Source organism: Amycolatopsis sp. WAC 01376 (assembly GCF_003947415.1).
Lineage (GTDB): Bacteria > Actinomycetota > Actinomycetes > Mycobacteriales > Pseudonocardiaceae > Amycolatopsis.
The window spans coordinates 1,173,266-1,187,290 of sequence record NZ_QHKL01000002.1 but is presented as its reverse complement, the minus strand read 5'-3'; the positions used below and the strand labels follow the sequence as shown (position 1 = coordinate 1,187,290).

Annotated in this window: 13 protein-coding genes; 4 read left to right on the top strand and 9 right to left on the bottom strand. The window is 69.2% G+C overall.

Going from position 1 to position 14,025, the window contains the following annotated elements; translation table 11 throughout:
- Positions 1-255 precede the first annotated feature (255 nt).
- On the bottom strand, positions 256-1,269 hold the full coding sequence (locus tag DMH03_RS14885; protein ID WP_199748874.1) for an NAD(P)H-dependent glycerol-3-phosphate dehydrogenase: 1,014 nt from the start codon (positions 1,267-1,269) through the stop codon (positions 256-258).
- On the bottom strand, positions 1,269-2,012 hold the full coding sequence (locus DMH03_RS14880; protein ID WP_125792545.1) for a 1-acyl-sn-glycerol-3-phosphate acyltransferase: 744 nt from the start codon (positions 2,010-2,012) through the stop codon (positions 1,269-1,271). Before DMH03_RS14880 ends, DMH03_RS14885 begins: the two co-directional genes overlap by 1 nt.
- A 99-nt stretch (positions 2,013-2,111) precedes the next feature.
- Between DMH03_RS14880 and cofC the strand changes: the two genes are divergently transcribed.
- Genes cofC through DMH03_RS14865 form a run of 3 tightly spaced genes read left to right on the top strand, consistent with a single transcriptional unit; the run spans position 2,112 to position 6,029 of the window.
- Positions 2,112-2,717, top strand: coding sequence for a 2-phospho-L-lactate guanylyltransferase (gene cofC, locus DMH03_RS14875; RefSeq protein WP_125792949.1), 606 nt, complete (start codon positions 2,112-2,114; stop codon positions 2,715-2,717).
- Between the two features lie 58 nt (positions 2,718-2,775).
- Positions 2,776-5,097 carry an RNA degradosome polyphosphate kinase gene (locus DMH03_RS14870; RefSeq protein ID WP_199748873.1) on the top strand — a complete coding sequence of 774 codons (2,322 nt, stop codon included), beginning with the start codon at positions 2,776-2,778 and terminating at the stop codon, positions 5,095-5,097.
- Entirely contained in the window at positions 5,094-6,029 is a 936-nt protein-coding gene (locus tag DMH03_RS14865) for an NUDIX hydrolase (RefSeq protein ID WP_125792543.1), read from the top strand. Before DMH03_RS14870 ends, DMH03_RS14865 begins: the two co-directional genes overlap by 4 nt.
- 682 nt (positions 6,030-6,711) lie before the next feature.
- Here the strand turns inward: DMH03_RS14865 and DMH03_RS14860 are convergent.
- The 3 genes from DMH03_RS14860 to leuC form a co-directional block, all read right to left on the bottom strand.
- The gene (locus DMH03_RS14860) at positions 6,712-7,380 is read right to left on the bottom strand and encodes an HU family DNA-binding protein (RefSeq protein ID WP_125792542.1); all 669 of its coding nucleotides are present in this window, start codon (positions 7,378-7,380) and stop codon (positions 6,712-6,714) included.
- A 253-nt stretch (positions 7,381-7,633) separates the two neighbouring features.
- On the bottom strand, positions 7,634-8,236 hold the full coding sequence (gene leuD, locus DMH03_RS14855; RefSeq protein WP_125792541.1) for a 3-isopropylmalate dehydratase small subunit: 603 nt from the start codon (positions 8,234-8,236) through the stop codon (positions 7,634-7,636).
- A gap of 31 nt (positions 8,237-8,267) precedes the next feature.
- Complete coding sequence (gene leuC, locus DMH03_RS14850; protein WP_125792540.1) at positions 8,268-9,686, bottom strand: 3-isopropylmalate dehydratase large subunit; 1,419 nt, start codon at positions 9,684-9,686, stop codon at positions 8,268-8,270.
- An 80-nt stretch (positions 9,687-9,766) separates the two neighbouring features.
- On the opposite strand from leuC, the gene DMH03_RS14845 reads away from it, so the two are divergent.
- Positions 9,767-10,468: an IclR family transcriptional regulator gene (locus DMH03_RS14845; protein ID WP_007031477.1), complete on the top strand. Its 702-nt coding sequence runs from the start codon at positions 9,767-9,769 to the stop codon at positions 10,466-10,468.
- Positions 10,469-10,541: 73 nt separating this feature from the next.
- On the opposite strand, the gene DMH03_RS14840 is transcribed toward DMH03_RS14845, so the two are convergent.
- The 4 genes from DMH03_RS14840 to DMH03_RS14825 form a co-directional block, all read right to left on the bottom strand.
- On the bottom strand, positions 10,542-10,934 hold the full coding sequence (locus DMH03_RS14840) for a hypothetical protein (protein ID WP_125792539.1): 393 nt from the start codon (positions 10,932-10,934) through the stop codon (positions 10,542-10,544).
- Positions 10,935-11,046: 112 nt separating this feature from the next.
- A complete protein-coding gene (locus DMH03_RS14835; RefSeq protein WP_125792538.1) occupies positions 11,047-11,709 on the bottom strand; it encodes a response regulator transcription factor in 663 nt (220 codons plus the stop codon).
- A 9-nt stretch (positions 11,710-11,718) separates the two neighbouring features.
- Complete coding sequence (locus DMH03_RS14830; RefSeq protein WP_125792537.1) at positions 11,719-13,368, bottom strand: right-handed parallel beta-helix repeat-containing protein; 1,650 nt, start codon at positions 13,366-13,368, stop codon at positions 11,719-11,721.
- Positions 13,368-14,021 (bottom strand): helix-turn-helix transcriptional regulator, encoded by a 654-nt coding sequence (locus DMH03_RS14825; protein WP_125792536.1) that lies wholly within the window; start codon positions 14,019-14,021, stop codon positions 13,368-13,370. Before DMH03_RS14825 ends, DMH03_RS14830 begins: the two co-directional genes overlap by 1 nt.
- Positions 14,022-14,025: the final 4 nt, after the last annotated feature.

The window sequence follows — 14,025 nt, the reverse complement described above, 5'->3', positions numbered from 1 at the left end:
TCCTCGCAAAGGAAAGAAGGTGTCGAGCTGGGCCGGGGCTGAGTTCACCGACAACAGCGACACGACGCACACGAGACGGCGCCAAGACCCGAGAGGCCCCGCGACACAGTCATCTCACGTGCGAACATGCCCTCAGCGAACCAGGGCGGAACCCGGCGGTCAACCGATCTCATACCGTGGACCGTGAGTCCCTCACCTGGATCCCATGCTCGCAGCACGGATCCGCCCTGGTCTGTCGCGATAGTGCGGTCTTCCTCAGGACCACTCGTGCTTCTGCGACCGGCCGAGCAGTTCGGCTCCGGCACGGCGGGGGTCGACCCCTTCATGGCAGACGCGGTGCATCGCGTCGGTGATCGGCATGTCGACGCCGAGGCTCTGCGCGAGTTCCCGGATCGACGTGCAGGACTTGACGCCCTCGGCGACCTGGCCGCCGGTGGCCGCCAGCGCCTGCTCCAGCGTCTCGCCCCGGCCGAGCCGCTCGCCGAAGGTCCGGTTGCGCGACAACGGCGACGAACAGGTCGCCACCAGGTCGCCGACGCCCGCCAGCCCGGCGAAGGTCAGCGGGTCGGCACCGAGTTTCGCGCCGAGCCTGGCCATCTCGGCCAGTCCGCGGGTGATCAGCGTGGCCACGGTGTTGGCGCCCAGTCCGAGCCCTGCCGCCATCCCGCAGCTGAGCGCGATGACGTTCTTGCACGCCCCGCCCAGCTCACAGCCGACGACGTCGGTGTTGGTGTACGGCCGGAAGTACTGGTTGAAGCTCGCCTGCTGGATCGCCTTGGCGTTGTCGTGGTCGGTGCAGGCCAGCACCGCCGCCGCCGGCTGCCCCAGTGCGATCTCCTTCGCCAGGTTCGGCCCGGACACGACCACGATCTGCCCGGCGTCGACGCGGGCGATCTCGGCGATGACCTCGCTCATCCGCTTGAGCGTGCCCAGTTCGACGCCCTTCGCGAGGCTCACCAGGATCGCGTCGGAAGGCAGCAGACCGGACCACTCCGACAGATTGGTCCGCAGCGTCTGGCTCGGCACCGCGAGGACCACGGCCTGCGCGCCGTCGAGGGCTTCGGCCGGATCCGCCGTCGCGGTGATCCGCTCCGGCAATTCGATACCGGGTAAATAGGACGAATTGAGATGCCGCTCCCGGATCTCTTCCGCGACCTCGGGCCGCCGCGCCCAGATGGTCACGTCCCGTCCCGCGTCGCCGAGCACCTTCGCGAACGCCGTGCCCCACGATCCGGCGCCGAGCACGGTCACCCGCTGGACCTGGGTCATCAGGCGTCGTCCTCCGGCTTCTTCGCGGGCGGCTCCTCCTCGCGGATCTCCGCGAGCAGTGCGGTGATCTCGGTCATCATCAGGTCGGTGACCTCGCGCAGCTTGGAGGCGCTGCGGGTGGAACCGTTCTTGTACGGCGAAAGATCCAACGGCTCGCCGACCAGGTGCGTGATCGTCTTGCGCGGGAACGGCCTGAACTTCTTCGTGTAGCCGTCGAAGATGTGGTTCGTGCCCCAGCGCGCGATCGGGATCACCGGCACGTCGGTCTCCAGCGCGAGCCGCGCGGCCCCGGTGAACGGCTTCTTCGGCCAGCCGTCCGGATCCTTCGTGATCGTCCCCTCCGGATAGATCACCACGACCTTGCCGTCACGCAACGCCTGGTGGGCGGCCTTGAGGCTGTCGCCGGCGGCGGCCGATCCGCGGGAGACCGGGATCTGACCCGCGCCCACGAAGATCTTGCCGAAGACCGGTGTCCTGGTCAGGCTCTCCTTGCCGAGGAAACGGGGCACCCGCCGCTGGCGGTGCACGAACACCGCGTCCACCGCCGGATCCATGTGGGACACGTGGTTGAGCAGGAGCAGCGCGCCGCCTTCGCGGGGGATCCGCTCGGCGTTGCGGTAGACCCGCTTGCCGATGGCCGTCGCCGGGTAGAACAGTGCGGCGGCGATGCCCACCCAGATGCCGCCCTTCTCACGCCGGGCCAATTCGTCCTCCTCGAAGTCACACGTGTCGTCCCAGGCCACTGATCCTGCCGCGCGCACGCGAGCGCGGTCCAGGGAGGGTCGGGTAAGAAGAGAGATGTGGACAGTGCAGGCAGTGCGGGCATCGACCTGATCGTGCCGATGAAACGCCCCGCCGAGGGCAAGTCGCGGCTTCGTGGCGCGGTCGTGCCCGGGCGGCACCCCGATCTGGTGCTGGCGCTGGCCTACGACACGCTGGCCGCGGCGACCTCGGCGGACGGCGTCCGCCGGGTGCTGGTGGTCGCCGCAGACCCGGCGTCGGTGGCGGAGCTCACCGAACTCGGCGTCGAAATCGTCACCGAGCCGTCACGCGGCGGGTTGAACGCGGCCCTGCGTCACGGCGAAGAGCTGCTGCGCCGGGACACGCCGTCCGGTCTCGTCGGTGCGCTGCAGGCCGACCTGCCCGCGCTGCGCACCGAAGACCTCACCGCCGCCCTCGCCGAGGCCGCCGGGCGACGGGCGTTCGTCGCGGACCGGCAGGGAACGGGGACGACCCTGCTGCTCGCGGGAGCGGGCCGTCGCCTGGAACCCCGGTTCGGCGAGGGTTCCGCGCGGGCGCACACCGATTCCGGTGCGACGCCGCTCACGATCGCCGCGGAATCGCTCCGGGCCGACGTCGACACCGCGGATGATCTCGCTCACGTCCGCACCCTGGGTGCCGGAAAGCGCACTTCAACGCTGTTGGGGACACCCTGCGTGGCGATGTGACGAGAGTTCACCCCGGCGTCCCGCGCGCGGTGCACATAATCGCGCCGAGTGGTGAACAATGAAGTCCGTGAGCACAAATGACGGCGGCACCCCGAACTCGGCAAGGAAGCGGAAGACCTCCGCCGCGAAACCGGAACCCGACCACGGCACGGGTAAACCCGTCCGGGCGAGGAAGAGCGCCTCCGCGGCGAAGACGAGCACCCCGACTCCACGCGTGGCCGTCCGGGCGACGCGCGGCGGTTCGGCGAGCCGTCCCGCACAGGAGTTCCGCGCGCTGCCCTCCGCGCCGCCCGCGGTGACGTCGGCGCCCACCGCCGTCGAAACCCTGCCCGACGACCGGTACTTCAACCGTGAGCTGTCATGGCAGGACTTCAACGCGCGCGTGCTCGCGCTGGCCGAGGACGAGTCGCAGCCGCTGCTCGAGCGGGCCAAGTTCCTGGCGATCTTCGCGTCCAATTTGGACGAGTTCTACATGGTGCGGGTCGCCGGGCTGAAACGCCGCGACGAGACCGGCCTCCCGGTGCGCAGCGCGGACGGGCTCACCCCGCGCGAGCAGCTGGCCTACATCGCCAAACGCAACCAGGACCTGGTCGAGCGGCACACCAACGCCTTCGAGCTGCACCTGCGGCCGCAGCTGGCCGACGAGGACATCCTCATCGTCGGCTGGAACGACCTGACCGGCGCCGACCAGCTCCGGCTGTCGAACTACTTCAGCGAGCAGATCTTCCCGGTGCTCACACCGCTGGCAGTGGATCCCGCGCACCCGTTCCCCTACATCTCCGGCCTTTCGCTCAACCTGGCCATCACCGTCCGGGACCCCGAAGCGGGCACGGAGCGGTTCGCGCGCGTCAAGGTGCCGAGCAACGTGCCGCGCCTGATGCGGATCGAGCAGCAACCGCGGGAGAGCCACACCGCGACGTTCCTTCCGTTGGAGGAGTTGATCGCCGCCCACCTCGGCGAGCTGTTCACCGGGATGGAGGTCACCGAGCACCACGCGTTCCGGGTCACCCGCAACGCGGACTTCGAAGTCGAAGAGGACCGGGACGAAGACCTTCTGCAGGCGCTGGAACGGGAACTGGCGCAGCGCCGGTTCGGCCCGCCGGTGCGGCTGGAGGTGGCGCAGGACATGAGCGAGCACATGCTCGAACTGCTGCTGCGTGAACTGGAGGTCGACCCGCGCGACGTCGTCGAGGTCCCCGGCCTGCTGGATCTGACCTGCCTGCACCAGTTGTCCGGTGTCGACCGGAAGGAACTCAAGGACCGCCCTTTCGTTCCCGCCACGCATCCGGCGTTCGGTGAGCGCGAGACGCCGAAGTCGGTGTTCGCGACGCTGCGCGAGGGCGACGTCCTCGTGCACCACCCGTACGACTCGTTCTCCACCAGCGTCCAGCGGTTCATCGAACAGGCCGCCGCGGACGACAAGGTGCTGGCGATCAAGCAGACGCTGTACCGCACCTCCGGCGACTCCCCCATCGTCGACGCGCTGATCGACGCCGCCGAGGCGGGCAAGCAGGTCGTCGCGCTGGTCGAGATCAAGGCACGGTTCGACGAACAGGCCAACATCACCTGGGCCCGCACCCTGGAACGCGCCGGCGTGCACGTGGTCTACGGGCTCGTCGGGCTCAAGACGCACTGCAAGGTGTCGATGGTGGTGCGCCAGGAGGGTTCGACCATCCGCCGCTACTGCCACATCGGCACCGGCAACTACAACCCGAAGACCGCGCGCCTGTACGAGGACCTCGGCATCCTGACCGCCGACCCGACGATCGGCGCGGATCTGACGGATCTGTTCAACGTGCTCACCGGGTACTCCCGTCAGGACACCTACCGCAACATCCTCACGTCGCCGCACGGGATCCGCCGCGGCATCGTGCGCGCGATCGGCGAGGAGATCGAACTCGCCCGCGCCGGCCAGACCGCCGGGATCCGGATCAAATGCAACTCGCTCGTCGACGAGCAGGTGATCGACGCGCTGTACCACGCCTCGCAGGCGGGAGTGCCGGTCGACATCGTGGTGCGCGGGATCTGCTCGCTGAAACCGGGTGTGGAGGGACTGAGCGAGAACATCCACGTGCGGTCCATCCTCGGCCGTTTCCTGGAGCACTCGCGCGTCTTCACCTTCCGCGCGGGCGGCACGCGGTGGATCGGCAGCGCGGACATGATGCACCGCAACCTGGACCGCCGGATCGAGGCGCTGGTGCGGGTCAAGGATCCGAAGCTGACGGCGCAGCTGGACTACATCTTCGAATCCGCGCTGCATCCGTCGACCCGGTGCTGGGTGCTGAACTCGACCGGCGAGTGGACCCCGTTCCCGGCTTCCGGCGACGACGTCCGCGACCACCAGGTCGAGCTGGCGAAACGGCACGGGGCCGCGGGATGAGCGGGACCATCCGGGCGGCGGGAGCCGTTCTGTGGCGTCGTGACGGAGACCGGATCGAGGTCGCGCTGGTCCACCGGCCGCGCTACGACGATTGGTCGCTGCCGAAGGGAAAGCTCGATCCGGGCGAGACCATCGCGCGGGCGGCGGTCCGGGAGATCGAAGAGGAGACCGGATTCGAGGCCGTGCTCGGCCGGTATCTGGTCCGGACCGAATACACCGTGGCGGGACTGCCGAAGACCGTCGACTACTTCTCCGCGCACGCGGTTTCCGGCGCCTTCGCGCCGAACGAGGAAGTCGACGAGCTGCGCTGGCTCGCCCCGGAAACGGCGGAGAAACTGCTGACGCGGACGGAGGACGTGCGGGTGCTGCGCGAGTTCTCCGCGCTGCCGCCCGAACTCACCACGGTGATCCTGGTGCGGCACGCCAAAGCGGGTAAACGCGACGAGTGGAACGGTGACGACGACCTGCGGCCGCTGTCGGACGCGGGCCAGCGTCAGGCCGAAGCACTGCGTTCGCTGCTGCGGCACTACGCGCCCGGCAGGGTGCTCTCGGCGCCGCGGCTTCGTTGCGTCCAGACGGTGAACGGGCTCGCCGAGGATCTCGGTGTCGAGATCCGGCACGAGCCGCTGCTGTCGGAAGAGGGTTACTGGCCGGACCCGGTGCTCGGCGTCGCCCGGCTGCTGGCCATCGCCGGAGACGGCGGGACGCCGGTGATCTCCAGCCAGGGCGGGGTGATCCCGGACGTCGTCAGCGCACTGGCCGACCGCGACGGTGTCGATGTGCCGGCCGCACGCGGCGGCGTGGTGCCGTCGAAGAAGGGTTCGTTCTGGGTGCTGTCCTTCCGGCCCCCGACCGAAGAGAACGGGCCGGTGCTGGTGGCCGCGGACTATTTCGCGTCGCCTTTGCCCACCCCGGCTCCCGCCCATCCCTGACGCGGTCGTGAGTGTTTTGGTCGTGGGGATGTCGTGAAGGGCCCCTTTGAGACGTTGAAGGTCTCAAAGGGGCCCTTCACGACACCTGACACCCGTGTGATCGGTCGGCCACTCGCGCGACTCCCGGCGATGACGTTGCGAAAGCCACTTTCGCAACGTTGAAGGTTGCGAAAGTGGCTTTCGCAACCCCCAGTGAGCGAGGACCGGGGCCTGCCCATCCCTGACGCTTCGCCTGCGCTTACACCGCACACGCGTGTCTGGAGCCGTAACTCGCGTGTCTGGAGTCGTATCACGCGTGCTTGGAGACGTAACTCACGAGTTCGCCTGTACTGACACGGGGAAATGTCGCGAGGCTCCCCCACGTGGGTGACGCAAGCTACTCCGGCGGTGTTCCTGTCCGTCGCTCCACTGTGGAGGGCGGCACCGAGAAATCGCGGTGATGCGTCCATCGGAGTGACGGTCGAAGCGGATTCTTTTCCGCGACTTCGCCCAGCGGCACGAGAATCGCAGCACAGTCGGCCCCTGAAGGGCCGCGGATCCCTTCCGGGACAAGATCCCCCGGACATCGCGCGCGGGCGCGTCGGGGGAAACCAGGCGGCCGCACGGCAGACGGCCGGAAAATGCGGCAGGGCCCCGCGCGGTGCGCGGGGCCCTGCCGTTGGCTCTCTCGTGAAGAGGGAGCTTACTTCTTCTTCGCCGCGGCCGAAGTCCGCTTGGCCGGAGCCTTCTTCGCGGGGGCCTTGGCAGCCGTCGCCTTGGCGGCCGGCTTCGCGGCGGCCTTGGTGGCGGTCGCCTTCTTGGCCGTGGTGGCGCGAGTCGTGGCCTTGGCCGCGGTCTTCGGCGCCGCCTTGGCAGCGGTCGTCTTGGCGGCGGCCTTGGTCGCGGTCGCCTTGGCGGCCGGCTTCGCAGCCGTACGCGTCGTGGCGGCGGCGGCGCGGGTCCGCGTGGTGGTGGAACGCGTCGCGGCCGGGCGGCTGGCGGCCGTCCGGGTCGTCGTCGCGCGGGTGGTGGTGGCGGCGCGAGTGGCGGTGCCGGCGGTCGCACGCTTCACAGCGGTGGCCTTCGGCAGCTTCTTCGAACCACTGATGACGTCCTTGAAGGTCGTGCCCGCGCGGAAAGCGGGCACGTTGGTCTTCTTGACGCGAACGGTCTCACCGGTGCGCGGGTTCCGCGCGGTGCGGGCGGCGCGGGCGCGCTTCTCGAACACACCGAAGCCGGTGATGTTCACCTTCTCGCCCTTGTTGACCGTCCGGATGATGATGTCGACAAGGCCATCGACGGCCTCCGACGCGACCTTCTTGTCGCCCAGGCGCTCCGACAGCGCCTCGATCAGCTGGGCCTTGTTGGCCATTCCAGTCCTCCAAGAAGAACTACTTGTACACGGCCCCGTCGGCCGACTTAGCGCACACGGTATTACCAATGCAGCACAAATTCCAAACGACGCGCGGAAATTTCCCTTGTCTCGGGGGCTGTTCCGCCTCCCGAGGGACCCCTTCAGGGCCTCTCGAGGTGCCGTTCGGTGTGGTTTCGGGGCTGTGTCGAGTACCCCCGGCCGGGGTGCGGATTCCCTGCTCAGCAAGGGAATCCGCCCCCTTTGACCGGCCCTAGGAGTGGGCAGCCGGGAGGGTCACCGGCTTCCAGGAGGGGCGCTGGGTCTCGAAAGTGTCGATCTCCTCCGCGTGGCGGAGTGTCAGGGCGATGTCGTCGAGCCCTTCGAGGAGCCGCCAGCGGGTGTAGTCGTCGATCTGGAAGGGCGCGGTGAAGTCCTTGGCTCGTACCGTCTTCGACTCGAGGTCCACCGTGACCTCCGTCCCCGGCTCGTTTTCGAGCAGCTTCCACAGCAGTTCGACGTCCGCCTGCTCGACCTGAGCGGCGACGAGGCCCTGCTTGCCGGAGTTGCCGCGGAAGATGTCCGCGAACCTGGCGGAGATCACGACCCGGAAGCCGTAGTCCATCAAGGCCCAGACGGCGTGCTCGCGGGAGGAACCGGTGCCGAAGTCCGGGCCCGCGACCAGGACCGACCCGCTTTTGAAGGGCTCCTGGTTGAGGATGAACGACTCCTCGGAGCGCCAGGCGGCGAAGAGTCCGTCTTCGAAGCCGGTGCGGCTCACACGCTTGAGGTAGACCGCCGGGATGATCTGATCAGTGTCCACGTTGGACCTGCGCAGCGGGACCCCGACGCCGGTGTGGTGGGTGAACGCGTCCATGGTGGGAACTCCTTCGCGGATGTCAGCGATGTCAGCGGACGGTGGCCGGCTGCAGGTCTTCGGGGCTGGACAGGGTTCCCCGCACGGCCGTGGCGGCCGCCACGAGCGGTGAGACCAGATGCGTCCGGCCGCCCTTGCCCTGCCTGCCTTCGAAGTTGCGGTTCGAGGTCGACGCGCTCCGCTCGCCCGGCTTCAGCTGGTCCGGGTTCATGCCGAGGCACATCGAACAGCCTGCCTGACGCCATTCCGCGCCGGCTTCGGTGAAGATCCGGTCCAGCCCTTCGGCTTCCGCCGCCTGGCGGACCCGCATCGAGCCGGGGACGACGAGCATCCGGACCGAATCGGCGACCTTGTGCCCGCGCAGGACGTCCGCTGCGGCCCTCAGATCCTCGATACGGCCGTTCGTGCACGAGCCGAGGAAGACGGTGTCCACCGCGATCTCCCGCAGCGGCGTGCCCGGCTTCAGGTCCATATAGGACAGGGCCTTCTCAGCGGCGATGCGCTCGTTCTCGTCGCCGATCCGCTCCGGGTCGGGCACCTCGGCGCCCAGCGGGAGCCCCTGGCCGGGGTTCGTGCCCCAGGTCACGAAAGGCGTGAGCTCGTCGGCGTTCAGGTGCACCTCGGCGTCGAAGACGGCGTCGTCGTCCGTGCGGAGCTCGCGCCAGTTTTCGACAGCGGCGTCCCAATCCGCGCCCTGCGGCGCGTGCGGACGGCCCTTCAGATACGCGAACGTCGTCTCGTCCGGTGCGATGAGCCCGGCGCGCGCGCCCGCTTCGATGGACATGTTGCACACCGTCATCCGGGCTTCCATCGACAGCTTTTCGATGGCCTCGCCGCGGTACTCGAGGACGTAGCCCTGCCCGCCGCCGGTGCCGATCTTCGCGATCACCGCGAGGATGACGTCCTTCGCGGTGACGCCGGGGCGCAGCGCGCCGTCGACCGTGATCGCCATCGTCTTGAATGGACGGAGCGGCAGGGTCTGGGTCGCCATCACGTGTTCGACCTCGGAGGTGCCGATACCGAAGGCCATCGCGCCGAAGGCACCGTGCGTCGAGGTGTGACTGTCACCGCACACCACGGTCATTCCCGGCTGGGTCAGGCCCAGCTGCGGGCCGATGACGTGCACGATGCCCTGTTCGGCGTCGCCCATCGGGTGCAGCCGGACACCGAACTCCTTGCAGTTGGCGCGAAGGGTGTCGACCTGGGTGCGGGACACGGGATCCGCGATCGGCAGCTCGATGTCGATCGTCGGGACGTTGTGGTCCTCGGTCGCGATGGTGAGGTCGGGGCGGCGCAGTTTCCTGCCCGCCAGGCGGAGTCCGTCGAACGCCTGCGGGCTGGTCACTTCGTGCAGCAGGTGCAGATCGATGTAGAGCAGGTCGGGCTCGGCCCCCTCGCCGCGCCGCACCAGGTGCGACTCCCACACTTTCTCGGCCAGTGTCCGGGGCATTTTCCGGCTCCTCACATGCGGTGAAATCGGTACTTCCCACCATCTGGACATCTCAAACTTCGGGAAGATAGTATCGGCTTGTGGGACAGCATAGCGGTATCGGAGTACTCGACAAGGCCGTGGCCGTGCTTCAGGCCGTGGCCGAAGATCCTTGTGGCCTGGCGGAACTGTGCACGCGGACCGGTCTGCCGCGCGCGACGGCGCACCGGCTCGCGGTCGGCCTCGAAGTGCATCGCCTGTTACGCCGCGGCCCCGACGGCCGCTGGCGGCCGGGTACCGCACTCGCGGAACTGGCGGGCGGTTCGACCGACCCGCTGCTCGACGCGGCGAGTTCGGTGCTGCCGAAATTGCGCGACATCACCGGCGAAAGCGTTCAGCTGTACCGCCGCGACGGCGTCCAGCGCGTCTGCGTTTCGACCGCGGAGCCGCCGAGCGGGCTCCGTGACACGGTGCCGATCGGTTCACGGCTGCCGATGACCGCGGGCTCCGGCGCGAAGGTGCTCGCCGCGTGGTCGGATCCGCACACGCAGCGGACGATCCTCACCGAGGCGGTGTACGGAGAGCGCACACTGCTCGAGGTCCGCCGCCGCGGCTGGGCCCAGAGCGTGGCGGAACGGGAGCCCGGTGTGGCGAGTGTCTCGGCGCCGGTACGGGATTCGACGGGCACCGTCGTCGCCGCGGTGTCGGTTTCCGGGCCCATCGAACGGATAGGGCGTAAACCGGGGGCACGCTGGGCCGCGGACCTGCTCGCCGCCGCGGACGCGCTCCAGGAGCGCCTCTGAGCTCAAAACGAGTGAAGGCCCCCTGCGGCGGCAGGGGGCCTTCATCGTTTCCGTCCTGAATGGACGAGAGGGCTCAGAACTCGTCGGCCTTGGTCAGCTCGTGTTCGAGGGCGTCGGCACGCGCGACGAGGGACTTCAGCGGGTGTTCGAACTCGTTGACCAGGTTCAGGTCGACCAGCGGGACCGTGTGCTTGAGCAGCGCCACACCGTCCACCACCGCCGCGCCGCCGACCGAATCGCCGCCCGCCAGTTCGAGCAGGCGCCGCAGATCGATCTTGTCGGCCCAGCCGACCGGAGACGAGATCTCCACCCACTCCGCGCCGTCGTGTTCGGGCAAGTGGTGCAAGGACACCTGCTGGCCGCGGCCGTCACCGGTGTCGACCCGGAACCGGAGCCAGCCGTCCCGCTCTTCGAGCACCTCGTACCGGCCCCGGACGAAATTGATCACGCCTGCCCAGATGGACACCCTCGTCACCTCTCGGTTTCGCCGCCTCGTGCGCTGTCGAGCATGGCACATCCGGGGCGGAGGAGTGTCGATGGTCTCGTTCAGCTCAGGTGCGGAGGGCCCGGCGCCGGGGTCAGAGCGGCGCCATCCGGTAGCCCGACCCCCGCACGGTGTGGATCAGCGGAGGATCCTTGAGCTTCCGCCGCAGCCGCGCGATCACGACGTCGAGCACGTTCGACGCCGGATCCGCCATCTCGTCCCACGCGTACCGGATGAGTTCCCGCCGTGAGACCGGGCGTCCGGTCGCGGCCATCAGCCGTTCCATGACGAGGTACTCCTTGCGGGTCACGGTGAGCAGCACCCCCGCCCGCGAGAGCTGGTGCCTGCCGGTGTCGAGTTCGACGTCGGCGCAGCGCAGGATCACCGCCTGCCCGGCCATGTCACGGCGGCACAGGCTGCGCACCCTGGCGATCAGTTCCGGCATCGCGAACGGCTTGACCAGGTAGTCACCGCCGCCGACGCGCAAGCCGTCGATCCGGTCGGCGACGCTGTCGCGCGCGGTCAGGAACAGCACCGGCAGCGGCCATCCGGCGCTGCGCCGGTTGCGGACGTACGCCAGCGCGTCGCCCGAAGGAAGCATCCGGTCGAACACCGCGCAGTCGTAGGCGTTCACCATCAGCGCCTCGTCGGCGCCGGGCAGATCGGCGGCGGTGTCCACCGCGAAGCCGTCGCCGCGCAGGGCGAATTCCAACGCCACCCGCAAGTTCTCGTCGTCCTCGGTCACCAGCACCCGCACCGGGCCACGCTATCGTGCGATGGCCGCCTCCACGTCGGCCACGTGCAACCCGCGCAGTTCTTCGAGCGCGGGCATCCGGCCCAGCAGCCGCAAGCGTTGTGACTGAGCCGTGCGCGCCTTCTCGAACAGCAGGCGCGCGTCGCGCGCGTTGCCGAAGTTGACGTCGCCGGAAACGCGCCGGAAGTGGCCGGTCAGCACGGGGCCGGCGTCGGGATCGAGTTCGTAGTCCCCGGCGGACGCCATCCGCCCGAAGATGGCGAGAAGTTCGGCGGGGCTGTAGTTCTTGAACTCGATCGTCTTGCCGAAGCGCGACGCGAGACCGGGGTTGGCGGCGAGGAAGTCGACCATCTCGTCGGTGTACCCGGCCACGATCACCGCCACCTCGTCACGATGTTCTTCCATCAGCGGGACCAGGGTGTCGATCGCCTCCTGGCCGAAGTCGCCGCCGGAGCCGGCGAGCCGCGTGAGCGTGTACGCCTCGTCGATGAACAAGACGCCGCCCTTGGCCTCTTCGAACACCGTCGCGGTCTTTTCCGCGGTGTGCCCGATGTACTGCCCGACGAGATCCCGGCGCGACACCTCCCGGAACTGGCCGACCGGCAGGACTCCCAGCGCCTTCAGCAGTTTGCCGTAGATCCGCGCGACCGTCGTCTTCCCCGTGCCGGGGGCGCCCGCGAAGATCAGATGATGCCCGGCCGCGCCGACCGGCAGCCCGGCCCGGCGGCGCCATTCGTTGACCTGCAACTCGTCGACCAGCGAACGGACCTCTTCCTTGACCCCGGGAAGGCCGATCATCGCGTCGAGTTCGGCGAGCATCTCGTCCAGCGCGTTGTCCCCCACGGTGCCGGGGTCCGCGGCCTCGGCGATCGTCGGCGTCGCCCCTTCGGCGATCGCGATCCCCGGTTCCGCGGTGTTCGAGACCCGGCATCCGGAGATCTCGCCGCCGCAGCCGGAGGCGAACGAGATCCCCGAACCCCTGGTGTCGGTGACCGTGCACCGCTTGAGGACGGGCACCCCGTGGTGCGCGACGGCGATGCCTTCGTGGCCGGTGTGCGAGACGGTGCAGCCTTCGATGACCGGCCTGGCGTACTGGTAGACGTAGATACCGCGCAGGCCGCAGCCGGTCACCGTGCAGCCGGTCACGACCGGATCGGCGCCCTGTCCGAGGGTGATCCCGTCCCCCGTCACGTCTTCGACGGTGGTGTCCTCGATCCGCCCTGGCGAACCGTCGACGACGATCCCCTGCTCCGTCCCCGAAATCACGCAACCGCTCACGGTGAACGCCGTCGCGCCGCGAATCGCGATCGCCGGGCCGCGTCCACCGGAGACGGTGCAGTTCCGGACCGCGAGTTCCGTGTCGTCGGCCTGGATCGCGGACGCGCCGCCCGCCAGGACTTCGATCCCTTCGAGGACGAGCGCTCCGCCGGTGCTGCGGAAAACGGGCCGGTCCGCGCCCCTGCCGTCGATGACGACCGTGGCGCCGTCGGACGCGGCCAAGGTCACCCGCAGACCGGTCAGTTCGACGGTTTCCGCGTATTCACCGCCCGCGATGGTGATGACGGCGCCGTCGGACGCTTCCGTCAAGGCGTCACCGATGGTCGGATACGCGCCTGGCCGCTGGGCCACCAGCAGGACACGGCCGGGAGTCGAGATCGTCATCAGCCTGCCTTCGCCATCAGCCAGCCGCGATCGACCGCTTTGGCGCCGGCCTGGAACCGGCTGCGGGCGCCGAGCCGGTTCATGATGTCGGCGACCATCCGGCGCACCGTGCGCACCGAGACGCCGAGCCGCGCGGCGGCGGATTCGTCGGTCGTACCGGAGAAGAGCAGCGTCAGCAGCTCCTGCTCGCGGCCGGTCAGGATCGAAGCGTTTTCGGCCTCCCGGAGGTCCAGCGGGACGAGCGGCGCGGCGCCCTGCCAGATCCGCTCGAAGAGGCCGACCGTCGCGGTGACCACGCCGGGCAGCCGGAACACCGCGGAACCGGCCTGCCTGCCCTCCGCGGGAAGGACGACCGAAGTCCGGTCGATCACCAGCGCGTCCATCGGGACCTCGGCGTCGGTCCGTACCTCGGCCCCGGCCCGCGAAAGCCGGTTGAGCGCGCCGGACATCCGGGCGGAGTCGGGGAAGAGCACCTTGTGGCGTACGCCGGGGCGCACGTTCGCGAGCGCGATCCGCTGAAAAGCGGTGTCCGTTCCCGTGCTCATCACGAGCACCTCGCCGGTCGCTTCCGCGAGCAGCTCGCCGAGCCCTGCCCGGTCGCCGCCCTGGCCCGTTCCCGTGACCAGGCTGAGCTGGCCGGTCTGCACGGTCATCGCA

What these genes read in the sequence shown, in the direction of transcription:
- leuC (WP_125792540.1), bottom strand. Translation starts at nt 9,686, where the DNA reads ATGCCCCGGACACTGGCCGAGAAAGTGTGGGAGTCGCACCTGGTGCGG.
- leuD (WP_125792541.1), bottom strand. Translation starts at nt 8,236, where the DNA reads ATGGACGCGTTCACCCACCACACCGGCGTCGGGGTCCCGCTGCGCAGG.
- DMH03_RS14825 (WP_125792536.1), bottom strand. Translation starts at nt 14,021, where the DNA reads ATGACCGTGCAGACCGGCCAGCTCAGCCTGGTCACGGGAACGGGCCAG.
- DMH03_RS14870 (WP_199748873.1), top strand. Translation starts at nt 2,776, where the DNA reads ATGAAGTCCGTGAGCACAAATGACGGCGGCACCCCGAACTCGGCAAGG.
- DMH03_RS14860 (WP_125792542.1), bottom strand. Translation starts at nt 7,380, where the DNA reads ATGGCCAACAAGGCCCAGCTGATCGAGGCGCTGTCGGAGCGCCTGGGC.
- DMH03_RS14865 (WP_125792543.1), top strand. Translation starts at nt 5,094, where the DNA reads ATGAGCGGGACCATCCGGGCGGCGGGAGCCGTTCTGTGGCGTCGTGAC.
- DMH03_RS14830 (WP_125792537.1), bottom strand. Translation starts at nt 13,368, where the DNA reads ATGACGATCTCGACTCCCGGCCGTGTCCTGCTGGTGGCCCAGCGGCCA.
- cofC (WP_125792949.1), top strand. Translation starts at nt 2,112, where the DNA reads ATGAAACGCCCCGCCGAGGGCAAGTCGCGGCTTCGTGGCGCGGTCGTG.
- DMH03_RS14885 (WP_199748874.1), bottom strand. Translation starts at nt 1,269, where the DNA reads ATGACCCAGGTCCAGCGGGTGACCGTGCTCGGCGCCGGATCGTGGGGC.